The organism is Curtobacterium sp. GC_Cur_3, assembly GCF_026544205.1.
Classification (GTDB): domain Bacteria; phylum Actinomycetota; class Actinomycetes; order Actinomycetales; family Microbacteriaceae; genus Curtobacterium.
Genome location: NZ_JALNUI010000027.1, coordinates 30782 through 55999, shown reverse-complemented (window position 1 = coordinate 55999; position 25218 = coordinate 30782). Strand labels below are relative to the sequence as shown.

At 71.5% G+C, this 25218-nt stretch carries 25 protein-coding genes; 19 read left to right on the top strand and 6 right to left on the bottom strand.

The window, feature by feature from the left end:
- Both OXR63_RS14355 and OXR63_RS14350 read left to right on the top strand, forming a co-directional pair.
- On the top strand, positions 1-1142 hold a 1142-nt coding region (locus tag OXR63_RS14355; protein ID WP_267424369.1), incomplete at its 5' end, for a dihydrolipoamide acetyltransferase family protein.
- A gap of 242 nt (positions 1143-1384) precedes the next feature.
- Positions 1385-1960 (top strand): GNAT family N-acetyltransferase, encoded by a 576-nt coding sequence (locus OXR63_RS14350; RefSeq protein ID WP_267424368.1) that lies wholly within the window; start codon positions 1385-1387, stop codon positions 1958-1960.
- A 9-nt stretch (positions 1961-1969) separates the two neighbouring features.
- Here OXR63_RS14350 and OXR63_RS14345 read toward each other — a convergent pair whose 3' ends face one another.
- The gene (locus OXR63_RS14345; RefSeq protein ID WP_267424367.1) at positions 1970-2140 is read right to left on the bottom strand and encodes a hypothetical protein; all 171 of its coding nucleotides are present in this window, start codon (positions 2138-2140) and stop codon (positions 1970-1972) included.
- 121 nt (positions 2141-2261) lie between these two features.
- Here OXR63_RS14345 and OXR63_RS14340 point away from each other — a divergent pair, with 121 nt between their 5' ends.
- Positions 2262-3038, top strand: a complete 777-nt coding sequence (locus OXR63_RS14340; RefSeq protein WP_267424366.1) for a GntR family transcriptional regulator — start codon at positions 2262-2264, stop codon at positions 3036-3038.
- A gap of 178 nt (positions 3039-3216) precedes the next feature.
- Here OXR63_RS14340 and OXR63_RS14335 read toward each other — a convergent pair whose 3' ends face one another.
- On the bottom strand, positions 3217-3669 hold the full coding sequence (locus OXR63_RS14335; protein WP_194629256.1) for a PTS sugar transporter subunit IIA: 453 nt from the start codon (positions 3667-3669) through the stop codon (positions 3217-3219).
- The gene (locus OXR63_RS14330) at positions 3666-3902 is read right to left on the bottom strand and encodes a PTS transporter subunit EIIB (protein WP_071279534.1); all 237 of its coding nucleotides are present in this window, start codon (positions 3900-3902) and stop codon (positions 3666-3668) included. Before OXR63_RS14330 ends, OXR63_RS14335 begins: the two co-directional genes overlap by 4 nt.
- A 179-nt stretch (positions 3903-4081) precedes the next feature.
- On the opposite strand from OXR63_RS14330, the gene OXR63_RS14325 reads away from it, so the two are divergent.
- Complete coding sequence (locus OXR63_RS14325; protein WP_267424365.1) at positions 4082-5350, top strand: PTS transporter subunit EIIC; 1269 nt, start codon at positions 4082-4084, stop codon at positions 5348-5350.
- Between the two features lie 88 nt (positions 5351-5438).
- On the opposite strand, the gene OXR63_RS14320 is transcribed toward OXR63_RS14325, so the two are convergent.
- Together OXR63_RS14320 and OXR63_RS14315 are read right to left on the bottom strand one after the other, a co-directional pair.
- Positions 5439-6458: a CU044_5270 family protein gene (locus OXR63_RS14320; RefSeq protein WP_267424364.1), complete on the bottom strand. Its 1020-nt coding sequence runs from the start codon at positions 6456-6458 to the stop codon at positions 5439-5441.
- Positions 6451-6996, bottom strand: a complete 546-nt coding sequence (locus OXR63_RS14315; RefSeq protein ID WP_267424363.1) for an RNA polymerase sigma factor — start codon at positions 6994-6996, stop codon at positions 6451-6453. Before OXR63_RS14315 ends, OXR63_RS14320 begins: the two co-directional genes overlap by 8 nt.
- Before the next feature lie 112 nt (positions 6997-7108).
- On the opposite strand from OXR63_RS14315, the gene OXR63_RS14310 reads away from it, so the two are divergent.
- The 12 genes from OXR63_RS14310 (at position 7109) to OXR63_RS14255 (ending at position 17679) form a co-directional block, all read left to right on the top strand.
- Entirely contained in the window at positions 7109-8020 is a 912-nt protein-coding gene (locus OXR63_RS14310; RefSeq protein ID WP_267424362.1) for a metal ABC transporter solute-binding protein, Zn/Mn family, read from the top strand.
- Positions 8017-8910: a metal ABC transporter ATP-binding protein gene (locus OXR63_RS14305; protein ID WP_267424361.1), complete on the top strand. Its 894-nt coding sequence runs from the start codon at positions 8017-8019 to the stop codon at positions 8908-8910. The genes OXR63_RS14310 and OXR63_RS14305 overlap by 4 nt, the downstream gene beginning before the upstream one ends.
- Positions 8910-9836: a metal ABC transporter permease gene (locus OXR63_RS14300; protein ID WP_267424360.1), complete on the top strand. Its 927-nt coding sequence runs from the start codon at positions 8910-8912 to the stop codon at positions 9834-9836. Before OXR63_RS14305 ends, OXR63_RS14300 begins: the two co-directional genes overlap by 1 nt.
- Positions 9833-10264: a Fur family transcriptional regulator gene (locus OXR63_RS14295; RefSeq protein ID WP_267424359.1), complete on the top strand. Its 432-nt coding sequence runs from the start codon at positions 9833-9835 to the stop codon at positions 10262-10264. Before OXR63_RS14300 ends, OXR63_RS14295 begins: the two co-directional genes overlap by 4 nt.
- 10 nt (positions 10265-10274) lie before the next feature.
- Positions 10275-10970, top strand: coding sequence for an alpha/beta fold hydrolase (locus OXR63_RS14290; RefSeq protein WP_267424358.1), 696 nt, complete (start codon positions 10275-10277; stop codon positions 10968-10970).
- Positions 10971-11163: 193 nt separating this feature from the next.
- Positions 11164-12600, top strand: coding sequence for a lipase maturation factor family protein (locus tag OXR63_RS14285; protein ID WP_267424357.1), 1437 nt, complete (start codon positions 11164-11166; stop codon positions 12598-12600).
- Between the two features lie 330 nt (positions 12601-12930).
- Positions 12931-13167, top strand: coding sequence for a 50S ribosomal protein L28 (gene rpmB, locus OXR63_RS14280; protein ID WP_071279553.1), 237 nt, complete (start codon positions 12931-12933; stop codon positions 13165-13167).
- Positions 13167-13337 (top strand): 50S ribosomal protein L33, encoded by a 171-nt coding sequence (gene rpmG, locus OXR63_RS14275; RefSeq protein WP_056123557.1) that lies wholly within the window; start codon positions 13167-13169, stop codon positions 13335-13337. Before rpmB ends, rpmG begins: the two co-directional genes overlap by 1 nt.
- 2 nt (positions 13338-13339) lie before the next feature.
- Positions 13340-13645, top strand: a complete 306-nt coding sequence (gene rpsN / locus OXR63_RS14270) for a 30S ribosomal protein S14 (RefSeq protein WP_267424355.1) — start codon at positions 13340-13342, stop codon at positions 13643-13645.
- A 294-nt stretch (positions 13646-13939) separates the two neighbouring features.
- A complete protein-coding gene (locus tag OXR63_RS14265; RefSeq protein ID WP_056123550.1) occupies positions 13940-14227 on the top strand; it encodes an HU family DNA-binding protein in 288 nt (95 codons plus the stop codon).
- 159 nt (positions 14228-14386) lie between these two features.
- Positions 14387-16381, top strand: coding sequence for a cytochrome c oxidase assembly protein (locus OXR63_RS14260; protein WP_267424346.1), 1995 nt, complete (start codon positions 14387-14389; stop codon positions 16379-16381).
- Positions 16378-17679, top strand: coding sequence for an ATP-dependent DNA helicase (locus OXR63_RS14255; protein ID WP_267424344.1), 1302 nt, complete (start codon positions 16378-16380; stop codon positions 17677-17679). The genes OXR63_RS14260 and OXR63_RS14255 overlap by 4 nt, the downstream gene beginning before the upstream one ends.
- Before the next feature lie 683 nt (positions 17680-18362).
- Here the strand turns inward: OXR63_RS14255 and OXR63_RS14250 are convergent.
- Positions 18363-18809, bottom strand: a complete 447-nt coding sequence (locus tag OXR63_RS14250; RefSeq protein ID WP_267424342.1) for a DUF4383 domain-containing protein — start codon at positions 18807-18809, stop codon at positions 18363-18365.
- A 244-nt stretch (positions 18810-19053) separates the two neighbouring features.
- Between OXR63_RS14250 and OXR63_RS14245 the strand changes: the two genes are divergently transcribed.
- The 3 genes from OXR63_RS14245 to OXR63_RS14235 all read left to right on the top strand — a co-directional run bounded on the left by OXR63_RS14245 (position 19054) and on the right by OXR63_RS14235 (position 25170).
- Positions 19054-19962 (top strand): phosphatase PAP2 family protein, encoded by a 909-nt coding sequence (locus OXR63_RS14245; protein ID WP_267424340.1) that lies wholly within the window; start codon positions 19054-19056, stop codon positions 19960-19962.
- A gap of 147 nt (positions 19963-20109) precedes the next feature.
- The gene (locus OXR63_RS14240) at positions 20110-21249 is read left to right on the top strand and encodes a CE1758 family FMN-dependent luciferase-like monooxygenase (protein WP_267424338.1); all 1140 of its coding nucleotides are present in this window, start codon (positions 20110-20112) and stop codon (positions 21247-21249) included.
- 114 nt (positions 21250-21363) lie between these two features.
- Positions 21364-25170, top strand: a complete 3807-nt coding sequence (locus OXR63_RS14235; RefSeq protein WP_267424335.1) for a family 78 glycoside hydrolase catalytic domain — start codon at positions 21364-21366, stop codon at positions 25168-25170.
- Positions 25171-25218: the final 48 nt, after the last annotated feature.

Sequence of the window (25218 nt, the reverse complement as noted above, 5' to 3'; positions counted from 1 at the left end):
CCGCGCCGACCGAGTCCCGCATGCCGGCCTCGCTCCCCGCCGCCGAGGGCGCGTCCGTCGTCGGTACCGACGAGTCCTCCGGCGCCGTCCTGGTCGGCTACGGCTCCGCGACCAGTGCCCCCTCGCGCCGCAAGCCGGGCGCCCGCCGGGCCGCAGCGGCCGCTGCCCAGGCGAACCGAGCCTCCAGTCGGGAGACCGACCTGGTCGTGACCGACGAGGGCGAGGCGACCACCGCCGACGCCGTCGCCGCGCAGGGGCAGCGTCCCGCGCGACCGTCGATGCCGGCCGTGATGGCGAAGCCGCCGATCCGGAAGCTCGCGAAGGACCTCGACGTCGACCTCGCGATCGTGGTGCCGACCGGCCTGTCCGGTGAGGTCACCCGCGACGACGTGATCCGGCACGCCCAGCAGGCCAGCGTCTTCCGCAACATCGAGACGCCCGAGTGGGGCGACGTCCGCCAGGAGACCATCCCGGTCAAGGGCGTGCGCAAGGCCATCGCGACGGCGATGACCACGTCGGCCTTCACGGCGCCGCACGTGTCCCTGTTCGTCGACGTCGACGCGACCCGCACGATGGAGTTCGTCAAGCGGCTCAAGGCCTCGCCGACGTTCGCCGGCGTGAAGGTCTCGCCGCTGCTCATCATGGCGAAGGCCGTGATCTGGGCCGTGCGCCGCAACCGCTCGGTCAACTCGTCCTGGACCGACCGCGAGATCATCGTGCACCACTTCGTCAACCTCGGCATCGCGGCGGCGACCCCCCGCGGGCTGATCGTGCCGAACATCAAGGACGCCCAGGACATGTCGCTGCTCGAGCTGGCCAAGGCGCTCGAGGACATGACCATCACCGCCCGCGACGGCAAGACCAGCCCGGCGCAGATGGCCGACGGCACGATCACCGTCACGAACATCGGCGTCTTCGGGATGGACACCGGCACGCCGATCCTCAACCCGGGTCAGGTCGCGATCGTCGCCATGGGCACGATCAAGCCGAAGCCGTGGGTCGTCGACGGCGACGTCCGGTCGCGCATGGTGACGACGATCGGCGCCTCGTTCGACCACCGCGTGGTGGACGGCGACGTCGCGTCGCGGTTCGTGCACGACGTGGCCTCGGTCATCGAGGAGCCGGCGCTCCTGCTCGACTAGCGGCGCCGCGGAGCGGGCGGGCCGGCGCGTGGCGGCGGGTCGCTCGTGGCGGTGGGTCGCTCGACGCTTGGCGGGGGTCCTTCCGCGCGCAGCGGGTCGTTCCGCGCGTAGCGAGTCGTCCCGCGCGTAGGGGGTCGTTCCTTCCGACCCGCAACGCGCGAAAGTGCTCCCCATCGCGCACGTTCTGGGAAACAACGCGTGGTGTTCACGCGGATGTCGGCGGTCGGGGCGATGATCGTGACATGGTCCACCAGCTCCTGATGCCCCCACAGGAGATCCGAACGGGTCGCCTGGTGCTCACACCGGTCACGCCGTCCGACGTGGACGCCGTGCACGCGGTGTTCTCGGACGCCCGCACGTGGACCCATCTGCCCTCGGGACGGCACACCTCCCGAGCGATGACGCAGGACCTCGTCCAGCGCAAGATCGGTGGGCGTGCCCGGCACGGCCTCGGGTCGTGGACCGCACGGTCGATCGACACCGGCGAGGTCATCGGGGCCGGCGGCGTTGACATGACCGCAGGTGGCGTCTGGAACCTCGGCTACCGGCTCGCGCCGGAGTCCTGGGGCAAGGGCTACGCGACCGAGATCGCGCAGGCTGCCGTCACGGCCGCCGGCGACATCGCCCCGGGTGTCCCCGTCACGGGCCGGGTCCTGACGAACAACCCGGCTTCGTCCCGGGTGCTCGCGCGCGCCGGGCTCTCGCTCGTGTGGCAGGGCACCACCGCGGCGCCGACCCCGGCTGGTGTCGAGCGCCAGGTCTGGTCCGACCGAGCCCTGTCAGCCGAGCAACACCGCTGGCTCGTCGCGAACGCCTGACCCGGGCGGTCAGTCGACCCGGCCGCCGTCCCGCGGCTGCCCGGCGATCACCGCGGCGACGGCGGCGCACAGCACGAGTGTGAGCGCCGCGACCCAGCACGAGTCCCCGTGCGCGACCGTCAGCAGGAGCGTCGTCACGAGGACCACAGCCCCCACGGTGCCGAGTCGGATCGCGGTCATGCGTCCCATCGAAGCGGACCATCCGCCGTCGGGCATCGGCCGGACGGATGAACTCCGGGTGTGCGGCATCGACGCATGGAGGGTGACTCGGTAGTCTGAGGACAACTGGTCATGTCCGCCCATGACCAGTCACCGAACCACCGCGATGGAGCACGAGGAGCCGATGACGACCCGCATCACCGAGGGTGCCGAGCCGAAGCACCAGCAGCTCCGGCGCATCCTGCTCGAGCTTGCGACCGTCCGCCTGGCTCCGGGTGCGGCGATCCCGTCGGAGCGGCAGCTCATCGCCGAGTACGGCGTCTCGCGGATCACGGTGCGCGAGGCCCTCGGCCAGCTCGTCAACGAGGGCTACCTCGAACGGGTCCGCGGGAAGGGCACCTTCGTCGCGCACCGGCCAGTCCAGTCGACGCTGCACCTCGCGTCGTTCACCGAGGAGATGCGGGCGATGGGGCACGTCCCCACCACCGTGGTGCTCATCCGCGAGGAACGGGTGCCCCCGTCCGACACCGCCGCGGCACTGCGGCTGGGGGAGCACGACACGGCGTACCACCTGAAGCGCCTGCGCATGGCCGACGGTGCCCCGGTGTCCATCGACGACGCCTGGCTCGCGGCGGACGCGTTCCCCGGGCTGCTCGAGCACGACCTGTCCGGGTCGGTGTACTCCATCGTCGCGAACGAGTACGGGCTGCCCATCGACCGGGCACAGCAGACCGTGGCGGCGAAGCCCGCGGCGGACGACGTCGCGACCCTGCTCGGAACGAAGACCGGCGCCCCCGTGCTGGAGTTCGACCGGGTGTCCTACGCGGGGGACCGCCCCGTGGAGCACGCCCGCTCGTGGTACCGGTCCGACCGCTACCGCGTGCAGATGGAGGTCACGGCCACTCGCGCCGTCGCGTAGCGGCCGCGGCCGCGTCGGCCGCGCTGCGGCGTCGCGCGCGAGTGGGCCGAGACTCGGCCCAGCGGACACTTCCGCGGGCGCCGACCCACGAACGTGTCCGCAGCGCCGAGTCTCGGCGCCGACCGGCGTGCGCCCGCACCGGCGGCGCGCCCGGCGCCGGCCGGCCGACCCGCGGCCGCTAGACCGTGAAGAGGGTGTCGCCGGAAGCGACGGTGGTGCCGACGGCGTCCTGCGCGACGGAGTCCGGCGCGGAACCGAGCACGACCACCGGGCACACCGGCGAGTAGCCGGCGGCGGTGATCGTGGCGGGCGTGAACCGGACGACGGGGTCCCCGGCGGCGACGGTGGCACCCTCGGCGACGAGGAGCTCGAAGCCCTCGCCGGCCATCTTCACGGTGTCGATGCCCACGTGCACGAGCAGGTCCGTGCCCGCCGAGCCCTGCAGCGCGAACGCGTGCGGGTGCAGCTTCACGATGGTGCCGTCGACCGGTGCCACCGCGGTGACCGTGCCGTCGACGCCCGTCGGGTCGACTGCGACCCCGGCACCGACGAGCTGTCCGGCGAACACCGGGTCCGGCACATCGGCGAGTGCGACGACCGGCCCGGCGAACGGCGTGCGGACAGCCGTCACAGCTCGTCCTGGATGTCCTGCGCGAGGTTGTCGGCGATCGGGCCGACGATGACCTGCCAGCCGGTGCCGCCACCGACGACGGCCTGGGCGCCGGCGGTCTTGAGGGCGTCCTTGTCGACGAGGTCGCCGTCCTCCACCTCGACGCGGAGGCGGGTGATGCAGCCCTCGACCTCTTCGATGTTGTCGGCTCCGCCGAGTGCGGCGATGATGTCGGCTGCCTTGATGTCGGCCATCTGTTTCCTCCTCGTTACGGCTTCGCGATCAGGTTGACAGTCAGTACACAGGTCGTCGACACTACGTACTGGTCATGACCGGACAGGACCGGACCTCGCGACACTGCTGAGAGTACCGGCGCCGGCTGCACGACTCAACTCACCCCGACCAGCTCCACCCGATGACGAGAGGACCTCCGATGAGCACTGCTGCAACCACGGATGTGCCGGAGAAGAAGACGCCGAAGAAGCAGAGCAGGGTCTTCGCGAATGCGCAGCGACTCGGTCGGAGCCTGCTGCTCCCGATCGCGGTCATGCCCGCGGCCGGCATCCTGCTCCGTCTCGGCCAGAGCGACATGCTGGGTGCGATCCCCGGCTTCGAGAAGGGCGCGACGATCGTCGCCGCGGCCGGCAACGGTGTCTTCACCTGGCTGCCGCTGCTCTTCGCGGTGGGCATCGCGATCGGCTGGGCGAAGAAGTCGGACGGCACGACGGCCCTCGCCGCGGTCGTCGGCTACATGGTCATGTACCAGGTGTTCGCGGCCATGTCGCCGATCGTCCTCGAGGGCGTGAAGGACTCGTCCGGCAACCAGGCGACGATCAACTTCGGCGTCCTGGGCGGCATCATCATGGGGCTCGTCTCCGCGGGTCTGTGGACCCGGTTCCACCGCACGAAGATGCCCGACTTCCTCGGCTTCTTCTCGGGTCGTCGTCTCGTGCCGATCCTGGCCGCCGTCGCCGCACTGATCATCGCGGTGCTGATGTCCTTCGTGTACCGCTACTTCGACCAGGGGCTCACCTGGGTCGGCGAGCAGGTCACGTCCCAGCCCGTCATCGGTGGCGGCATCTTCGGGTTCGTCAACCGCATGCTCATCCCGATCGGGCTGCACCAGCTGCTCAACTTCTTCCCGTGGTTCCAGCTCGGGTCCTTCACCACCGGTGGCGTGACCTACCACGGTGACATCGCGCGCTTCCTCGCGGGTGACCCCGCCGCCGGCATCTTCCAGACCGGCTTCTTCCCGATCATGATGTTCGCGCTCCCGGCCGGCGCCCTGGCCATCTGGCGCAACGCCCGCCCGTCGCAGCGCAAGCTCGTCGGCGGCATCATGCTCTCGGCCGCCCTGACCTCGTTCGTCACCGGCATCACCGAGCCGCTCGAGTACTCGTTCATGTTCGTCGCCTGGCCGCTGTACGTGATCCACGCCGTGCTGACGGGGACGTCGCTCGCCCTCGTGAATGCCCTGGGCATCCACGACGGCTTCTCGTTCTCCGCCGGTGCGATCGACTACGTGTTGAACTTCGGCAAGGCGCAGGGGGCGATCTGGCTCATCCCGATCGGCCTGGCGTACGCGGCGGTCTACTACTTCCTGTTCAGTTTCGTGATCAAGAAGTGGAACCTCGGGACCCCCGGCCGCGAGCCGGAGGACGAGATCGCCTCGGCCTCGGTGGACGACCTCACCAAGGCGTAGTCGCGACGCGACCCCTTCAACGACGGGAGGCTCGGTGCCAGCTGGCACCGAGCTTCCCGTCTGTCGTCCGGCACCATCCGCCGACCGGTCAGTTCTCGGGAACGCTGCCCACCGGGGTGGTCACCACGGACGCGGAGTCGACCACCGTGCCGGCCGGGATGCTGCCGGTCCGCCGGGTCTGCAGGGTGCGCTCGCCGAGGTACTCCCCGCCCGATCGGTCGATGATGACCTCCTGCCGCAGGTCGTCGCCCTCCTCCGACAGGCCGATGGCGGTGCCGCGCCGACCGTCGAGCGAGGTCTGCTCCTCCGTCACGACGATGCCGGGCAGGTCGGCGAGCACCTCGAACATCGTCGCGCGCAGGTCCTCCGGGACGATGCCCAGGCGCAGGAACGACGCCACCGTGTCGAAGACGTGCTCGGTGTCGGAGGCGCCCTTCGCCCGCGGGGCGTCCTCGATCCGCCGGACGAGCGCCGCCGGGTCCCGGGGGAGACCGGCGACGTCGACCGCGGTCAGCGTGCCGGGTGCCGTGCCCCCGAGCTCCCCGTTCGTGAACGCTCCGGCGAGGGCCCGCTGGCGTGCAGGGTCGTCACGGTGGGCGCTGGTCGCGAAGTCCGAACGGGCAGCCTCCCGTGCGGCAGTGCCGCCGTAGAAGACCGTGGCGGGCTCGGACCAGGACTGCCGGACCCACTGCCCGGCGACGGACCGCGGGACCCAGGTGACTGTCGTGGTCGGCGCGAGGTACCCCTCGTCGTAGTGCTCGCCGTCGCTCGTCGCGTACCCGAGCGCCAGCTCCGTGACCGTCACCCGGGTGTAGGCCGCGGGGGACGCGCTGCCGGAGGCGGCTGCGGCGCGTGCGGCGTCGTGCAGGGTCGCCGCCGCTGCGGAATCCGGGGCGGTCAGGTGCGCGACGCCGACGACTGCGCCGGTCAGCGCCCCGACGGCGACGACCGCGGCGGCGGTGAGCAGGACCGGTCGTCGACGGCGGACGGGTGCGACGGGTGCTGCGGACATCCGCGCCCTGGCGCGGTGCAGGGCGGCGTCGACGACGGCGGGCGGCAGGTCGTCGACCTCCGAGCGGACGGCGCGGAGGGTGGTGAAGTCAGGCACGGAGTTCTCCGTTCAGGGTGGTCGGCAGGTCCGGTGTCGCGCGGAGGGCGGCGCGGGCGCGGTTGAGTCGGGAGCGGACGGTGCCGACGGGCACGCCCGTGGCGGCGGCGATCTGCTCGTAGGTGAGCTCGGCCCAGGCGTGCAGGAGGACGGTGTCGCGGACGGCCGGGCGCATCCGGTCGAGCTCTCGCACGACGGCACGGACGGCCCGCTCTCGGTCGACCCGGTCGCTCGGGTCGTCCTCGACGAGGTCCGGTTCGGCTGCCCTCGCCAGGGCGCGGCGGGCGCGGGCCTCGGAGCGCCAGTGGCGACGGAGCAGGTTCGTGGCGATGCCGAACAGCCAGGGCAGGGGATCGCCGCGGTCCGGGTCCCGGGCGTCCCACCGGGTGAGCGCGATGACGAAGGTCTCGCCGAGGACGTCCTCGGCGGTCTGCAGGTCCGTCCGGCGAGCGAGGTAGAGCAGGATCCGTCGGCCGTGCTGGTCGAACAGCGCGCCGAGTTCGGCCGGGCCGTCGGGAGGTGGGTGGGTGGTGGTCACGATGGGTACTGCCCGGTCCTGCCGTCGGAGTTCCATCACCGTAGCCGCGGATCGTGCAGCCAGGTGATACCGGTTTTGACAATCGTTCTCACGAAGCGCTAGCGTCGTGACCATGCACTCCCGCCTCCTCGCCCTGCCGCTCGTCGTCGGCGCCGCTGCGCTCGCCCTGACCGGGTGCGCCACGTCCTCCGCCTCCTCGGACGCGTCCGACGACGGCACCGTCCGGGTCGTCGCCTCCACCAACGTGTACGGCTCGATCGTGGAGACGATCGGCGGCGACCACGTGCAGGTGACGAGCATCCTGAACGACCCGTCGCAGGACCCGCACTCGTTCGAGTCGAGCGCGACGACCCAGCTCGCGGTGTCCAAGGCCGACCTGCTCATCGAGAACGGTGGCGGGTACGACGACTTCATGACCACGCTGGCGAAGTCGTCGAACACGAAGGCCGACACCATCAACGTGGTGAAGCTCTCCGGGCTCGACACGGGCGGCGACGCGGAGTTCAACGAGCACGTGTTCTACAGCTACCCGACCATGGTCAAGCTCGTGGCGGACGTCACGAAGCGCCTCGGGCAGCTCGACAGCGCGGACGAGGCGACCTTCACGAAGAACGCCGACGCGCTCACCACGAAGCTGCAGGACCTCGAGTCGCAGACGGCCGCCGTGAAGAAGACCGTCGACGGGGAGGAGGTCGCGTACACGGAGCCGGTGCCCGGGTACCTGTTCGACGCGATGGGCCTCGACAACGTCACGCCGCCGGACTTCTCCGAGGCGATCGAGGAGGGCGACGACGTCCCGCCGGCCGCGCTCAACGACACCGTCAAGCTGTTCTCGGGCGGGAAGGCCAGGCTGCTCGCGTACAACGAGCAGACCTCCAGCCCGGAGACCGAACAGGTCGAGAAGGCCGCCAAGAGCGCTGACGTCCCGGTGGTCGGTGTCACGGAGACGCTCCCGAAGGGGGAGGATTACGTCTCGTGGCAGCAGGCGAACATCGACGCGGTGCAGGCGGCACTGACCAAGTGACGACGGTCCAGGAACCGACGCGAGCCGTCACTTCCGAGCGCAGTGGCGGCTCCGCCGTGCTCGCGCTCCGTGACGCGGGCCTGTCGTACGGCACACGGAAGCTGTGGAGCGGACTCGACCTCGACGTCGCGCCGGGGGAGTTCCTCGCCGTGCTCGGGCCGAACGGTGCCGGCAAGACCTCGCTCCTGCGCACGGTCCTCGGGCAGCAGCGGCTGACCAGCGGCTCGATGGCGTTCCTCGGGCAGCCGGTCCGACGCGGGCACCGACGCATCGGGTACATCCCGCAGCAGCGCCTGATGGAGTCCGGCACCCCGCTGCGCGCGCGGGACATGATCGCGCAGGGCGTGACCGGGCACCGCTGGGGCGTCAGGCCCGAACGGAAGGCCGAGCGCGAGCGCATCGACCGCATCGTCGACGAGGTGGGGGCGACGGCGTTCGCGAACGCGCCCGTGTCCGAGCTGTCCGGCGGCGAGCAGCAGCGCACCCGGGTCGGGCAGGCCATCGCCGCCGACCCCGCACTGCTGCTGTGCGACGAGCCGCTCATCTCCCTCGACCTCCGGCACCAGCGCGGCGTCACCGAGCTCATCGACCGACAGCGTCGACAGCAGGGCGCAGCGGTGCTCTTCGTCACGCACGACGTGAACCCGATCCTCGACGTCGTCGACCGGGTCCTCTACATCGCGGGCGGTCGGTTCCGGATCGGCTCACCGGACGAGGTCCTGCGCGCCGACGTGCTCTCGGACCTGTACGGCACCCCCGTGGACGTCGTCCGGACCATGGGCCGAATCGTGATCGTCGGCGCGAACGACACCCACGACCACACCGGCGAACACCACCACCACCACGACGTCGACCCGAACGCCGCGGCACCGGACGAAGGGCGCATCTGATGGACGTCTGGTCGACGGTGTTCTCGTTCCAGGACTACGGCGAGCTCCTCGTGCTCGTGCAGAACTCCATCCTCGCGGGCGCGGTGCTCGGCATCGTCGGCGGGCTGATCGGCCCGTTCGTCGTCGCGCGGAACATGCCGTTCGCGGTGCACGGGATCAGCGAGCTGTCCTTCGCGGGTGCGAGCGCGTCCCTGCTCCTCGGGGTCAACGTCGTGACGGGCTCGCTCGTCGGGTCGGTGGTCGCGGCGCTGCTCATCGGCGTGCTCGGCTCGCGGGCCCGCGACCGCAACTCGATCATCGCCGTGCTCATGCCGTTCGGGCTCGGCCTCGGCATCCTCTGCCTGGCGCTCTACAAGGGGCGCGCGGCGAACAAGTTCGGCCTGCTCACCGGGCAGATCGTCTCGGTCGACAACCCGCAGCTGACCTTCCTGATCGTCGTCAGCGCGATCGTCGTCGCGACCCTCATCGTCATCTGGCGCCCGCTGATGTTCGCGTCCGTCGACCCCGACGTCGCTGCGGCCGCCGGGGTGCCCGTCCGGACGCTCGCCCTCGTGTTCATGCTGACCCTCGGCCTGGCGACGGCCGTCTCGGTGCAGATCGTCGGCGCGCTCCTCGTGCTCTCGCTGCTCGTGACGCCGGCGGCCGCGGCGCTGCGGCTCACCGTGCACCCGCTGCTGGTGCCCCTGCTGTCGATGCTGTTCGCGGTCGTGTCGGTCGTCGGTGGCATCCTGCTGGCACTCGGGGGCGGGCTGCCGATCAGTCCGTACGTGACGTCGATCTCGTTCGCCATCTGGGTCGTGTGCCGCATCGTCGGCGCGCGGAAGGAACGCCGTGGACGCGACCGGGTCGCGGTCCGCGACGAGCACGACGGGGGCGCACCGAGCCTCCAGACCGGTACCGATGCACCACAGGAGGTCCGAGCATGAACGCCGTCCAGAACCCCGGCGTGACGCCGAAGCCGAAGCGCAACACGTGGCAGCGCGAAGCGGTGCGCGGCGCGCTCGACGGGTCGGAGGGCTTCGTCAGCGCCCAGGCGCTGCACGCCCACCTGCGCGAGGGCGGCTCGACGATCGGGCTCGCGACGGTCTACCGGGCGCTGGCCGACCTGGCCACCGACGGCGACGCGGACTCGCTGCAGCAGGACGGCGAGTCGCTCTACCGCGCGTGCACCACGGACAAGCACCACCACCACCTCATCTGCCGGAACTGCGGCCGGACCGTCGAGATCCAGGCCGACCCGGTCGAGCAGTGGGCGCAGCGCGTCGCGGCCGAACACGGCTTCACGAACGCCAGCCACGTCGTCGACATCTTCGGTGCGTGCGCCTCCTGCACCGCCGCCCGCGCGGGCGCGTAGGGTCCGGCGCATGCACGTGATCATGGTGCCGGGGTTCTGGCTCGAGGCGGACGCCTGGGACGAGGTCGTGCCGGTGCTGCGCGCGGCCGGCCACTCGGTCGAGGCCGTCACCCGCGACGGCGACACGCTCGACGAGCAGGTCGCCGCGCTGGTCGAACGCCTCGACGACGTGGCCACGCCTGAGGAACCCGTCGTGCTCGTCGGGCACTCCGGCGCCGGCCCGATCGCCTACATGGCGCTCGACCGGCGGCCATCGCTCGTGCAGCACCTGGTGTACGTCGACACGTTCCCGGGGCCGGAGGGCGGCTGCGTCAACGACGAACTGCCCGTCGTGGACGGCGTCGTGCCGCTGCCGGCGTGGGACTTCTGGGAGCCGGCGACCGTCCGGGGGATGACGGCGGAGCTGCGCACCGCGTTCGAGCAGCGGGCGGTCCCGGAGCCGGCAGCGGTGCCGAGCGACCCCTTCCACTACGAGGACGCGGCCCGCCACACGGTCCCCGCGACCGTCATCACCTGTGAGATCCCGGCGGCCGACCTGGCGGCGATGGTCGCGGACCACCAGACCTGGGCCGCGGAGCTCGTCGCGACCGAGGAGCTCTCGATCGTCGGGCTCGACACCGGCCACTGGCCGATGTTCTCGGCGCCGGTGGCGCTCGGGGACCTGATCGTGCGGGCGCTGGCACCGAAGCCGACCGAAGGGCCGTAGGGCGCGTTCCGGCCACGGGCTCCGGACAGGAGGCTCGGCTCGCGTCGCGGACGCGGGTGCGGTCGCGCACCGGTCACCAGCACGGCGGTGGCTGCGTGGCGGGGGTGGGTCGTGCCTCCAGGCCGGTCCTCGTCCGGGCCGCGCCCGCCAGGTCGTGTCCACGTGCGGGCTGCCCCGCGTACGGTGACGGCGCGTGGGACTCGACACGTGGACGAGCTGGGCCGGCGCGGCGGACTACGACGTCGCCCGCTTCGTGCTGCAGCGCGGGGTCGCGGCGATCGCGTGCCTGGCCTTCGTGTCGGCAGTGCTGCAGTTCCCCGCGTTGCTCGGGGAGCGGGGCCTGCTGCCGGTGCCCCGGTTCATGGAACGGCCGTACGCGCGGACCCTGCCCGTGGTGTGGCGGTGGGTGCGGTACACCGACGCCCGCCTGCGGACGCTCGCCGTCGGGGGAGCCGTCCTCGCGTTCGCGGTCGTCGTCGGGGTGCCGCAACTCGGACCCGCGTGGGTGCCGGCCGTCTGCTTCCTGGTGCTCTGGCTCGCGTACCTGTCGATCTCCGACGTCGGCCAGACCTTCTACGCCTTCGGGTGGGAGTCGTTGCTCGTCGAGTCCCTGTTTACCGTGGCGTTCCTCGGGTCGGACCGGGTTGCACCGCCGATCGTGGTGCTGATCGCCCTGCGGTGGCTCGTGTTCCGACTGGAGTTCGGTGCCGGCATGATCAAGATGCGCGGTGACCGGTCCTGGCGCGACCTGACCGCGCTGTACTACCACCACGAGACGCAGCCGATGCCCAACCCGGTGTCGCGGACCGCCCACCTGCTGCCGCGCCCCGTGCACCGGTTCGAGACGGCGGCGTCCCACGTGGTGCAGCTCGTCGTGCCGTTCCTCCTGTTCGCCCCGCAGCCGGTCGCCTCGGTCGCCGCTGCCCTCGTGCTCGTCACCCAGCTGTGGCTCGTGGTGTCGGGGAACTTCGCGTGGCTGAACTGGATCACGCTCGTGCTGGCGTTCGCGGCGGTCGACGACCGATCGGTGACCGCCGTCCTGCCCTTCCTGGCGCCGGTCGCCGACGCCGGTCCGACGGCGACGCCGCCCTGGTTCGTCGTGCTGACCGTGCTCGTCGGGGTCCTGCTGCTGTGGCTGTCCGTGCCGGCAGCGCGGAACCTGGTGTCCCGACGTCAGCTGATGAACGCGTCGTTCAACCGGTGGCACCTCGTCAACGCGTACGGGGCGTTCGGCAGCGTGACGCAGCAGCGGGACGAGGTCATCGTCGAGGGGCTCGGCGAGGACGGCGAGTGGCGCGCGTACGAGTTCCGGGGGAAGCCGGGTGATCCCCGGCGTCGGCCCGGCCAGTTCGCGCCGTACCACCTGCGGCTCGACTGGCTGATGTGGTTCCTGGCGCTCGGGATCGAGGAACGGTGGTTCCAGGTGTTCGTCCTGCGGCTGCTCGAGGCGGACGCACCGACCCTCCGGCTCCTGCGGCACGACCCGTTCGACGGACGTCGACCCCTGGCGGTGCGGGCGCGGGTGTTCCGCTACCGGTTCGCCACACGGGAGGAGCGTCGGCGGACGGGGATGTACTGGATCCGGCAGGAGCGGTTCACGATGCTGCCGCCGACGTCGTTGCCGGGGTAAGCGTGGTGCTGGTGCTGGTGCTGGTGCTGGTGCTGGTGCTTGTGCTGGTGCTGGTGGTCGTCTTCGCGGTCGGGCCCGGGGTCGGCTCGGTTGCGACACGCCCGGCGCTCGCGTAGTGTTGGTGGCTGGTCCGCGCTTGCGCGGTCCCGTTGTTCAGCCCTCCGACCGTCGCGAACGCCGCGGTCGCGTGGTTCCGGCCTTCGCGGTCGGACTGGGCGGCACACACAACCCCCTCGTGACGTCACCTCCCGGTGGCCTGCGCGTGTGTGTGCCAGGCAAGTGACCTTGGGTGCGTCCGATCGGACGCACGGTATGCATCAGGAGGAAACCATGGCAGCAGTGTGCCAGGTGACCGGCGCCGTTCCCGGCTTCGGACACAACATCTCGCACTCGCACCGTCGGACGAAGCGTCGCTTCGACCCGAACGTGCAGAAGAAGACCTACTACGTGCCTTCGCTTCGTCGGAAGGTCACCCTCACGCTCAGCGCGAAGGGCATCAAGGTCATTGACGCTCGCGGCATCGAGTCCGTCGTCAAGGACGTCCTCGCACGCGGGGAGAAGATCTGATGGCGAAGAAGGGTCAGGACGTCCGTCCGATCATCAAGCTCCGCTCGACGGCGGGCACTGGTTTCACCTACGTGACCAAGAAGAACCGTCGCAACAACCCGGACCGTCTCGTGCTGAAGAAGTACGACCCGGTGGTCCGCAAGCACGTCGACTTCCGTGAGGAGCGCTAAGCATGGCGAAGAAGAGCATGATCGCGAAGAACAACCAGCGTGCAGACATCATCGCGCGCTACGCCGAGCGTCGTCTCGAGCTGAAGAAGGCCCTCGTGGACCCGAACGGCACGGACGAGTCGCGTGAGGCCGCCCGCGTGGGGCTGCAGAAGCTCCCCCGCGACGCATCGCCGGTGCGCTACCGCAACCGCGACGCCATCGACGGTCGCCCCCGTGGCCACCTGACGCAGTTCGGCATCAGCCGTGTCCGCTTCCGCGACATGGCGCACCGTGGCGAGCTGCCGGGCATCACGAAGAGCTCCTGGTAAGCACGCACTCCCCGAACGCCCCGTCACCCTCACCGGTGGCGGGGCGTTCGCTGCGTTCGTGTTCGTTGCATTCGGGGGACAAGGTCGTCACATTGGCCACTTCTGTCGCTCCAGACCCTCGACAAGCCCGGAAATCCGGGCGAGTCGGCAGGAATCACTGCACCCGGCTGGTAGGTTCAACTCCGGTTCCGCCGGGCCCTCGGCCCGCTGGTCCGAAGCCCCGGGGCAACCGCCAAGGGCACCGGGCGCCTCGTGCGTCCGACCGATACGCAAGAAGTCCGAGGAGGACACCCAATGGCTGACAAGTCACTGAACCGCACCGAGCTCGTCGCTGCTGTCGCCGCCGAGTCCGGCCAGAGCCAGGCCACCGTCAACGGCGTCGTCGACGCGCTCTTCAGCGTCGTCTCGGGCTCCGTCGCCGACGGCACGAAGGTCACGATCCCCGGTTGGATCGCCTTCGAGAAGACGCACCGTGCCGCCCGCACCGGCCGCAACCCGCAGACGGGTGACGCCATCGAGATCGCCGCGAGCGACTCGGTCAAGGTCAGCGCCGGCTCGAAGCTCAAGGCTGCGGTCAAGTAGGACTGTTCGACGCACGACGGGGACGGCTTCGGTCGTCCCCGTCGTCGTTGGCGGGGACGGCTTCGGTCGTCCCCGTCGTCGTTCGCGGGGGCGGGTGCGCTCTCCACAGGTCGGCCGTCGCCGGTGCTGTCCGGGGTGGGCACCGCCTAGGCTTGACGGGTGAACCGGATCGCGCGCATCAGCGGCCCAGCCGTGCTGGTGCTCGTCGCGTTCGTGTCCGTCCTGGTCGCCCTCGTCATCGGTGGGGGAGCGGACCCCGCGCTCATCGCCGACCCGGGCCCCGTCGTCCGGTTCGGACTCCCGATCGCCCGGGTCGTCGTCGACCTGGCGGCAGCGGCGGCGATCGGCGGTCTCGCCCTCGCGACCGTCGGGCTCTCGCAGACGGCCCCGGAGTGGAACCGCGCGATCGACGTCGCCGCGGCCGCCGCCGGCGTCTGGACGGTCGTGTCGGCCATCACGACCTTCCTGACCTTCCTGAGCGTCGCCGGGTCCCGGGTCAGCCTCGACGACCAGTTCGGCCAGTCGATGGGCGTCTTCCTCACCGGGACGGACCTCGGCCTCGCGTGGCTCGTCACGGTGCTCGTCGCGGCAGCCGTCACGGTGCTCTGCTTCGCCGTGCGCTCGCGCGGCATGGTCGCACTGACCGCGGGCGTCGCGATGATCGGCCTGGTCCCGCTCGCGCAGCAGGGCCACGCAGCGGGGACCGCCAGCCACGACGCCGCCGTCACCGCGCTCGGCTTGCACCTCGTCGGCGCCGCGCTCTGGGTCGGCGGGATCGTCATGCTCGTGCTGATCCGCGGGGTCGTGTCCCAGGACCGTCTGGCCGCCGTCGTCGGGCGGTACTCCAGCATCGCGCTCGGGTGCTTCGTGCTCGTCGCCGTCTCCGGGGTGGCGTCGGCGCAGATCCGCGTCGGTGCGCTGTCGAACCTGTTCAGCCCGTACGGCGTGCTCATCCTGGTGAAGATCGGGGCGATCGTGGCGCTCGGCGTCCTCGGGGCCGTGCAGCGCCGTCGCACCGTGATCGCCCTCGCCGCGACACCCGCACGGCACCGCCCGTTCTGGACGCTCATCGTGCTGGAGCTCGCGGTGATGGGCGTCGCCTCCGGGTTCGCCGCCGCGCTCGGCCGGACGGCACCGCCCGTCTCCCAGATCGCTCCGAGCAAGACGGCGGACCCGTCGCCCGCCGAGCTCCTCACCGACGACCCGTTGCCGCACGCCCCCGGCGCCTGGGGGTGGCTCACCCACTGGAACGTCGACCTGTTCTGGCTCATGGCCGCCGTGCTCATCGCGGCGACGTACGCCGCGGGGGTCGTCCGACTCCGCCGACGCGGGATGTCCTGGCCCGGACGCCGCTCCGTCGCCGCGGTGATCGCCGTCGTCACCCTCGTCGTCGCCACCTCCGGCTCCGTCCACGAGTACGACCGCTTCCTCATCTCCGCGAACGTCGGCGCACACGTGCTGCTCGGCCTCGTCGTCCCGGCGCTGGTGTGGGCGGCCGCGCCCGTGCAGCTCATCCGCGCCGCGGTCCTGCCCCGCGACGACGACAGCACCGGCGTCCGCGAGTGGACCGGCGTGCTCGTCGACAACGCCGCCGTGCGCTACCTCGTGCAGCCCTTCCCGGCGTTCGTGCTGCTGGCCGCCGTCTGGTGGGGCTTCTACGGCACGCAGGCCGTGCGGTGGTCCACCGGTGACCCGATCGGCCGGACGGTCATCGACGTCGTCTTCCTGCTGGTCGGACTGCTCGCCCTGCCGACGCTGTTCACCCCGGTCGCCGCCGGGGCCCGTCGGGCGTCGGTGCCGGCGTTCCTGGTGCGGGCCGTCGGCGCCGTGGTGGTCGCTGCCGGCACGGTGTCGCTCGGCATCGCGATGCAGGGGCCGCTCGGGCTGCTGCAGGCGTCGTGGTTCGGCGCGATGGGTCGCACGTGGGGGCCGGACCCGCTGGTCGACCAGGCACGAGCGGGCGTGGTGCTCGTCGTGGCCGGCGTGCTGCTGGTCGTCGCCGTGCTCGTCATCGGGTTCGTGCAGGTCCGGCGCGGTACGACGACCGCACCCGTAGCCGTCTCTGACCCGGTCGCCGTCTCTGACCCGTTCGCCGTCCCTGCGCCGCCCACTCGCGACCCCGATGTGCCGCACGACGGGGCGGCCCCCCGATGAGCGTGGAACTCAGCGCCGAACAGCGCGCGGTCTTCGAGTACATCGAGTCCACCCGCGACCACGTCTTCATCACCGGCCGCGCGGGGACGGGCAAGTCGACGCTGCTCAACCACCTGGCCTGGAACACCGACAAGCAGGTCGTCATCTGCGCCCCGACGGGCGTCGCCGCGCTCAACGTCGGCGGTCAGACCATCCACTCGCTCTTCCGGCTGCCGATCGGCCTCATCGCCGACGCCGACCTCCGCCAGGGCCCGGAGACCCGCAAGCTCCTGAACACCATGGACACCCTGGTGATCGACGAGGTCTCGATGGTCAACGCCGACCTGCTCGACGCCATCGACCGCTCGTTGCGGAAGGCCCGCGGGCGCCAGTTCGAGGCCTTCGGCGGTGTCCAGGTCGTCATGTTCGGCGATCCGTACCAGCTGCCGCCGGTACCGGGCGACGCCGACGAGCGCGCCTACTTCACCGACCACTACCGGTCGCTGTGGTTCTTCGACGCCCGCGTCTGGCTCGAGGCCGAGCTCCACATCATCGAGCTCGCGACCGTGCACCGCCAGCGTGACGACGCCTTCGCCGCGATGCTCACCGCGGTCCGCCACGGCCGGGTGACCGCGGACATCGCCAACCAGCTGAACGAGGCCGGCGCGCGCCCGGCGCCCGACGACGCCATCACCCTGGCGACGCGGAACGACACCGTCGCGAAGATCAACAAGGCGGCACTCGAGCGGCTCCCCGGCAAGACGAAGACCGCCAAGGCCGACGTCAACGGCGACTTCGGCGGGCGGAACTTCCCCGCGGACGAGGCCCTCGAGCTCAAGCCCGGCGCCCACGTGATGTTCCTCCGCAACGACCCGGACCAGCGCTGGGTGAACGGCACACTCGGTGTCGTGCAGACCATCCGCGACACCGTCTGGGTCGACGTCGACGGGGAGTCCTTCGAGGTCCAGCCCTCGGTGTGGGAGAAGTTCAAGTACTCCTACGACGCCGACAAGAAGGAGCTCAAGAAGGACACCATCGGGGAGTTCCAGCAGTTCCCCCTGCGTCTGGCCTGGGCCGTGACGATCCACAAGTCGCAGGGCAGCACCTACGACCGGGCGATGATCGACCTCGGCAACCGGGTGTTCAGCGCCGGGCAGACCTACGTCGCGCTCTCGCGGCTGACCTCGCTCGACGGGCTCTTCCTGTCGCGGCCGTTGCGCCCGTCGGACATCATCGTGGACCTCGACGTCCGACGCTTCATGTCCGAGGCACCCCGCATCGTCGCCACCCAGCTCGAGGCCCCCAAGCCCGACGCCTGATCCGCCACCGCCCACCGGCCAGGAGGCCCGTGGCGGCCTGGCACCGAGCCTCCCGTCCGGTGGGTGGTCGGCCCCACGGCCCGCAGCGTGCGTCCGCATCGTGCGACACGGCACGTGTCGTTCGACGTCCGTCGTGTCGGATCATGTGGACGGATCTGGTGCGTGGGCATGGTCCGACGCCGCACGAGTCGTTCGACGGGCGCGGTGTCGGCGTGTGCGTGCGCATGTTCCGACATCGTCGAGGTCGTACGACAGCGACGGTGTCGTTCCGAGTCGGGCATGGGTGTGTGGAGCGGACGCCTGCGGCCCGCGCGACAACGTCGAGGTCGTACGACAGCGATGGTGTCGTTCCGAGTCGGGCATGGGTGTGTGGAGCGGACGCCTGCGGCCCGCGCGACAAACTCGAGGTCGTACGACAGCGATGGTGTCGTTCCGAGTCGGGCGGGCGCGTGCGGAGCGGACGCCTGCGGCCCACGGGACAACGTCGAGGTCCTACGACAGCGATGGTGTCGTTCCGAGTCGGGCGGGCGCGTGCGGAGCGGACGCCTGCGGCCCACGGGACAACGTCGAGGTCGTACGACAGCGACCTTGTCGCTCCGAGTCGGGAGTGCCACCCGCCACCCGCCCCACACACGACGACGCCCGCCTGCCGGACGGCAGACGGGCGTCGGACGCAGCGTGCCTCAGCCCTGGGCAGCCCGCAGCGCGCTGATGTTCTGCTTGTCGGCACCGAGTGCGGTGAGCACCAGGACGACGCCGACGATGGCGTTGAAGACGTTGTCGGGGGTGTTCAGCGCGAAGACGTTGGCCGACGTGCTCGAGAACACGAAGCCGTACACCGCCAGGACCACGAGCACGATGCCCACGAGCAGGTTCACGTTGCGCGAACCGATCGTGTTGCCGAGCCCGACGATGAAGAGCGCGAAGGCCAGCAGGGTCCAGACCGCACCGAGCGCCGGGTTCACCTGGAAGGCGTTCCACAGCAGGCCGCCGACGTCACCGAAGAAGGCGTGACCGCGCTCGTGGGCGAAGAAGAAGCCGAGGATGCCCCAGATGGTCAGGACGGTGCCGGCCGTCAGCGCGAGCGCACGGTTCGGCGAAGCGATGATGCTCGGTTCCTTGATGGCCACGTCGGTCTCCTCGTCTGGTGCCACGATGGTCGTCGTGGCGCTTGCCGCCCGTGCAGGAACGTCACCCTGCCGGGGCGTCCGCGCAGGAGCGTCAGCCTGGCGGAACCCGCCGACCGCGCCCTGGTTCCCAGGGTTCGACCGGCCCTCCAACGGTATCGTGTCCGACCCCGACCGACCGAATCGGAGCAGGCCGAGGAGGCGTGCCACGACACCGGCGACGACCACCCCGAGGAGGATGATCCCCGTGACCCGGACACCCGAGCGCGACGTGCCGGGGTCGCGCGACGCTCGGGGGCCGAGTGTGTCGCGACGGCTCCGGTGGGGTGTGCTCGCGGCTCTGGGGTTCGTGATCGTGCCTCTCGTCTACGCGGTCGCCGTGCTGACGCCGCTCGGGCAGCGGGTGGAGGACTCGGCGCTCGGCGGTGTTCGCGAGACCGACCTGTTCGGGTCGGACACCGCGCTCAACGTGATCTCGGTCCCCGTGATCCTGCTGCTCGTGGTCGTGATCGCCGCCGTCGCGTTCGCACGGAGGCGGCTCGCCGTCGGTCTGGCGGCGGGGGTCGTCGTGCTCGCCTCGGCGGGCACATCGACCGTGTTCAAGAGTATCGCCGTGCGCCCGGAGATCGCTCAGTCGACGACGCCGAACTCGTTCCCCTCCGGACACGCGACCATCGCGATGGCGGCGCTGTTCGCGGTGATGATGGTCACGCCCCGGCGCTTCCGCCCGCTGGTGCTCGTCGTCGGCACCGTCTACGCCGTGTTCGTCGCGAACCAGACCGTGGTCTACGGGTGGCACCGGGTGAGCGACATCATCGGCGCCTGCGCGGTGGCGCTGTTCTGGCTCGGGCTCGTCCGGTGGCTCGGACCGAGGGTCGACCTGGGCGTCCGTGGCGACCGCGACGGACGCCGGGGACCGCGCAAGGTCGTGACGGCGCTGCTCCTCATCGCGACGGGGGTGACGCTCGCGGTCGGTGCGGCGGCGGTCGTGGTGGCGCTGACCGACCCCTCCGGCGACCACGACGCGATGCTCGTCGCGGGGCGGATGGCGTCCTCGGCGAGCGTGCTGCTCACGGCCACGGTGGTGTGGCTGGCGGACGGGCTGCACCACGCGGCGCCGACGACGGACCCGACGGGTCCGCCCGCCAGCCGCTGAGCCGACGCGCCAGCACCGGACCGCGCCGACGCGCCAGCAGGACCGGACCGCGCCGACGCGGCCGCGAGCGGGAATGTCCCCGCGTGCAGTACGTTGTACCCATCAGTTCGATGCAAACGCATCGACCTTGTGGAAGGCAGGCGCATCATGCAGTTCGGGATCTTCACGGTCAGTGACGTCACCACCGACCCCACCACGGGGACCACCCCGGACGACACGCAGCGCGTCCGCGACATCATGACGATCGCGGAGCACGCCGACCAGGCCGGCCTCGACGTCTTCGCAACGGGGGAGCACCACAACCCGCCGTTCGTGGCCTCGAGCCCGACGACGATGCTCGGCTACCTGGCCGGGCGCACGAAGCACATAACGCTCTCCACGAGCACGACCCTCATCACGACGAACGACCCGGTCCGCATCGCCGAGGAGTACGCGATGCTCCAGGTCATCTCCGACGGCCGCATGGACCTGATGATGGGCCGCGGCAACACCGGCCCGGTCTACCCGTGGTTCGGGCAGGACATCCGGCAGGGCGTCAACCTGGCGATCGAGAACTACGCGCTCGTCCGCCAGCTCTGGGAGAACGACGTCGTGAACTGGCAGGGCCGGTTCCGCACGCCGCTGCAGGGCTTCACCTCGACCCCGCGCCCGCTCGACGGCGTCGCACCGTTCGTCTGGCATGGCTCCATCCGCACGCCGGAGATCGCCGAGCAGGCCGCGTACTACGGTGACGGCTTCTTCCACAACAACATCTTCTGGCCGATCCAGCACACCGAGCAGATGGTCGGCCTGTACCGCCAGCGCTTCGAGCACCACGGCCACGGCAGCGCCGACCAGGCCATCGTCGGGCTCGGCGGCCAGTTCTTCGCGCGGAAGAACTCGCAGGACGCGGTCAACGAGTTCCGCCCGTACTTCGACAACGCCCCGGTCTACGGGCACGGCCCCTCCATGGAGGACTTCACCGCCCAGACCCCGCTCACCGTGGGCTCGCCCCAGCAGGTCATCGACCGGTACGCCGCGATGCAGGACCACGTCGGCCACTACCAGCGCCAGCTCTTCCTCATCGACCACGCCGGGCTGCCGCTCAAGACGGTGCTCGAGCAGATCGACGTCCTGGCCGAGGACATCGTCCCCGAGCTCCGGCGGATCAACGAGGAGGGTCGCCCCGCCCACGTCCCGAGCAACCCGCCGAGCCACGCCGAGCGCGTCGCGGCGGCCCGCCTCGCGGGCGCCGTCGGCAGCGACCACGTCGCCGCGGTCGACGAGTTCACCGGAGCGTCCGTCTGATCCGGACCACGTGACGGACGGGAGGCCCGGTGCCAGCTGGCACCGGGCCTCCCGTCCGCGGCTGGTAGCGTGGCGCAGCCCGGCTCCGCACGAGATCTCCGACCCCCGAGGACCATGTCGCCCCGTCGCCCGACCACCGACCGGACCGGATCGGACACCGCGCCCACCCTGGTCCGCGCTCCGCGTCGACTGCGTGTCCCGGCCGCCGTCCTCGCCGTGGCCGTCGTGCTCGGCGCGGCCGTGGTCGGCGGGACCTGGTCGCGCGGTGCCGACGCCGATCCTCCCGTCGCGCTGTCCGCGGTGTCGTCCGGACCCGCCACCACGGCGCCGCAGCCCACCGGCGTCCCGTCGCGGCTGCGGGTCGGCGGCAACGACGCACCGATGGCGGTGGACCCGGCCGACGTCCGGTTCTCATGGGTCCCGGCCACCGGGACGCAGTCCGCCTACCGCGTGGTCGTCGCCTCGGACGCGGCGGACGCGGCGGCCGGGCACGGCGACGTGTGGGACTCCGGGAACGTCAGCTCCGCCTCGACGCAGGGGATCGCGTACGCCGGACCGGCGCTGGCGTCAGCGAGCCGGTACTGGTTCGCCGTCCGCACCGCCGGTCCCGACGAGGACGCATCACCCTGGTCGGAGCCGACGTCCTTCGGGACGACGGTCCGCAGCTGGGACGCGGTCCCGATCTGGGCACCGACGACGGGGGCCACGTGGTCGGACTACACCGTCTCGACCCGTCTGACCGTGGACGCCGGGGCGACGGGCATCAGCTTCCGGGCCGCCGATGCGGCGAACGGGTACCTGTGGCAGTTCCGTCCGGACGACGACACCCTGGTGCCGTTCGTCCAGCACGCCGGCGTGTACACGGCCGGTCGCGCGGTGGACCTCGGCGCGGCCGGCGTCGATCTCCGCACCGGCACGGCCGCGACGGTGTCGATCAGCGCCGTGGGCGACCGACTGCGCACGACCGTCGACGGGGTGCTCGTCGACGACCGCCGTGACGACACCTTCGCGTCCGGCTGGGTCGGTGTGCGGACCGGCAGAGGCGACCGCGGCACGCTCGACGGCCTCCGGGTGACCGGACCGACCGGTGCCGTGCTCTGGAAGGCGACGGCGTCCGGGTCGACGCCGTCCCTGCCGTGCGTGACCCAGCGGGGCGAGCGGATCACTGTGCCCGCCGGACGGACCTGCGTGTACGACCCGTGGTCCGACTACACGCTCTCCACCTCGTTCGTCGCGACGACGGGTGCCACCGGCTTCGTGTTCCGCGCCCAGGACGACCGGAACGGCTACCTGTGGCAGGTCGACACGCGGCGCTCCCAGCTGCTGCCGTACGTCCGCGTCCGTGGGTCCTACCGCGCGCTGACGCCCGTGCCGCTCCGCACCGACGTCGTCGCGGGGCGGAAGTACACCATCCGGATCGACCTCAGCGGATCCTCCATCCGGACGACCTTCCAGGGCAAGCGGATCGACTCCCGGACCGATCGGACCTTCCGGCGTGGCCTCGTCGGCTTCCGGACCGGTGCCGGCGAGACGGTGACCGCGACGTCCTACGTCGTCACGGACCCGACCGGTGCTGCCGTCTACACCGCGGGGCAGCATGCCAGCGACTTCTCCTGCGCGACGGTCTCGGACGCCGGAGCGCTCGTCGTCCCGCGGTCGTCGCAGTGCCTCGTCCGGTCGCACGAACCGGACTGGACGTTCGCGCGGCGGAGCTTCACGCTGCCGGCGGGGACGATCAGCTGGGCGACGATGTGGTCGACCGGTACGTCCCCGGAACCCGCGCGGCAGTACGTCTACCGCGCGCAGGTGAACGGCGCCTTCGCCGCCGCCGGACCCGTTCGGTCGATCGGGTCGGAGGTCCGCTACGACGCCACCGACGTCACCGCGATGGTGCACGCGGGCGCCGAGAACGTCGTCGGGCTGCTCGCCCACACCGAGCGCGACCGTCGGCTGGTCGCGCAGGTGGTCGTGGCCTACGACGACGGCCGGCGCATCACGATCGGCACGGACGGGGCGTGGCGCACCCTCGACGGCTCCGCGGCGATCCGACCGGGGGCGCCCGTCGGGACCGGGTACTTCACCGCGCCGTCGGAGGACATCGACACCGCGGCGTTCCCCGACGGCTGGGACCGACCGGGCTTCGACGCGACCGGCTGGCGGGCACCGGCGTCCAGGAGCCCGTTCGCCGCTGGCACCCTGCAGCCCTCGCCACTCGAACCGATCGTGCAGTCCGCACACCAGGCGGTCCGGACGGTGGCCTCGGGCACCGGACGGCTCCTGCTCGACTTCGGCAGGACCTGGATGGGCAGCGTCCGCCTCGACACGACCAGCGCCGGTGACCGGGACGTCCGCGTGGAGTACGCCGAGACCCTCACCGCGGCCGGCACCGCGCCCGCGGTGGCCCACGGCGAGAACCGGCAGCGCGACCACTTCCGCCTGCACGCCGGTCCGGACGCCGTCGCCGGCTGGGGACTCCGGGTGTTCCGGTACGTGGAGCTCACCGGTCTGCCGACCGGGACGACCGCGGCCGACGTCACCGCACTCGCCCTGCACTCGCCGGTCAGCACCGGGGCGTTCGCGTCCTCCGACGACGCGCTCGACGAGGTCGTGCAGTTCTCGGCCGGCACGCTCGAGAGCACCGCCCTCGGCATGTACGTCGACTCCTGGAAGCGGGAGCGAGCACCCTACGAGGCGGACGCGTACATCCAGCAGATCGCCCAGGCCGCCGTCGACGCCCACTCGGCGTCCGCGGAGTACACGACCCGCTGGCTCCTGGCCCACCCGACGTGGCCGACCGAGTGGCCGCTGTTCAACGCGCTCGCCGTGCACGCCGCGTGGCAGGAGACCGGCGACACCCGGGAGATCACGGCGAACTGGGCGGCGCTGCAGCGCACCCTCCTGACGTCCTCGATCGACCGGCGGACCGGGCTCGTGGACCACGACGAGCACGACGACATCGTCGACTGGCCGAAGGGCGAGCGCGACGGGTACGTCCGGACGCCCGTGAACACCGTCGTCAACGTGCTCACCTACCGGGACCTCGCGACGATGGCCGAGATGGCGAAGGCGATCGGGCACACCGCCGAGTCCCGGTCGTACGCGGCGAAGGCGACGGCGCTGCGCGCGGCGATCAACGACCGACTCTGGGACCCGTCCGTCGGGGCCTACCGCGACGGTCTGACCGCGGACGGCAAGCCGGTCCGGCACTGGGCCGTCCACGCCACGGCCTTCGCGCTGGCCCTCGGCGTCGCCGACAGCACGACGACGCCGCGCGCGGGGGCGTACCTCGCGAAGCGGGGGATGCAGTGCAGCGTGTACTGCGCCGCGTTCCTCGTCCCGGCGCTCTTCGAGTCGGGTCAGGGCCGCGCAGCGGTGTCGCTCCTCACCGCGACGGGGGAGCGCAGCTGGCGGAACATGATCGCGAGCGGTGCCGGGTCGACCATGGAGGCCTGGGACACCCGGATCAAGGACAACTCGACGCACTCGCACCCGTGGGGGGCGTCACCCACGGCCTCCGTCGCGACCGGGCTCTTCGGACTCCGACCAGCCGCGCCCACGTGGTCGTCCTTCGAGGTCGCACCGCACCCCGGCGGCGTCCGGTGGGCGTCGATCACCCGACCGACCGCCAGGGGGGACGTCACGGCCGGGTTCCGCACCGTCGGCTCGGACGTGGTCGTCAGCGTCCGTGTGCCGCCGGCGTCGACCGCCACGGTCCGCCTGCCCGGGACGGACGACACCGGGGACGTCTGGGTCGAAGGCGAACGCGACGAGCGGCACGACGGGACCGTGCGGCTCGGACCGGGGTGCCACACCGTGTCGACCTCCGCCACGGACACCTCCGCCACGGACACCTCCGCCACGGACACCTCCGCCACGGACGGAGCGGCCCACGACCAGCTCCCCGGGGACGTCTGCGGCTGACCGTCTGACCCGCGGCACCGCCGGCCGGCGGCGATCCCCGTCCAAGCG

Bases quoted from the DNA above. Each gene is read 5' to 3' on its own strand.
- OXR63_RS14340 (WP_267424366.1), top strand. From the start codon at position 2,262: ATGACCAGTCACCGAACCACCGCGATGGAGCACGAGGAGCCGATGACG.
- OXR63_RS14290 (WP_267424358.1), top strand. From the start codon at position 10,275: ATGCACGTGATCATGGTGCCGGGGTTCTGGCTCGAGGCGGACGCCTGG.
- rpsN (WP_267424355.1), top strand. From the start codon at position 13,340: ATGGCGAAGAAGAGCATGATCGCGAAGAACAACCAGCGTGCAGACATC.
- OXR63_RS14235 (WP_267424335.1), top strand. From the start codon at position 21,364: ATGTCGCCCCGTCGCCCGACCACCGACCGGACCGGATCGGACACCGCG.
- OXR63_RS14295 (WP_267424359.1), top strand. From the start codon at position 9,833: ATGAACGCCGTCCAGAACCCCGGCGTGACGCCGAAGCCGAAGCGCAAC.
- OXR63_RS14350 (WP_267424368.1), top strand. From the start codon at position 1,385: ATGGTCCACCAGCTCCTGATGCCCCCACAGGAGATCCGAACGGGTCGC.
- OXR63_RS14255 (WP_267424344.1), top strand. From the start codon at position 16,378: ATGAGCGTGGAACTCAGCGCCGAACAGCGCGCGGTCTTCGAGTACATC.
- OXR63_RS14240 (WP_267424338.1), top strand. From the start codon at position 20,110: ATGCAGTTCGGGATCTTCACGGTCAGTGACGTCACCACCGACCCCACC.
- OXR63_RS14265 (WP_056123550.1), top strand. From the start codon at position 13,940: ATGGCTGACAAGTCACTGAACCGCACCGAGCTCGTCGCTGCTGTCGCC.
- OXR63_RS14310 (WP_267424362.1), top strand. From the start codon at position 7,109: ATGCACTCCCGCCTCCTCGCCCTGCCGCTCGTCGTCGGCGCCGCTGCG.
- rpmG (WP_056123557.1), top strand. From the start codon at position 13,167: ATGGCGAAGAAGGGTCAGGACGTCCGTCCGATCATCAAGCTCCGCTCG.
- OXR63_RS14300 (WP_267424360.1), top strand. From the start codon at position 8,910: ATGGACGTCTGGTCGACGGTGTTCTCGTTCCAGGACTACGGCGAGCTC.
- rpmB (WP_071279553.1), top strand. From the start codon at position 12,931: ATGGCAGCAGTGTGCCAGGTGACCGGCGCCGTTCCCGGCTTCGGACAC.
- OXR63_RS14330 (WP_071279534.1), bottom strand. From the start codon at position 3,902: ATGGCCGACATCAAGGCAGCCGACATCATCGCCGCACTCGGCGGAGCC.
- OXR63_RS14345 (WP_267424367.1), bottom strand. From the start codon at position 2,140: ATGACCGCGATCCGACTCGGCACCGTGGGGGCTGTGGTCCTCGTGACG.
- OXR63_RS14325 (WP_267424365.1), top strand. From the start codon at position 4,082: ATGAGCACTGCTGCAACCACGGATGTGCCGGAGAAGAAGACGCCGAAG.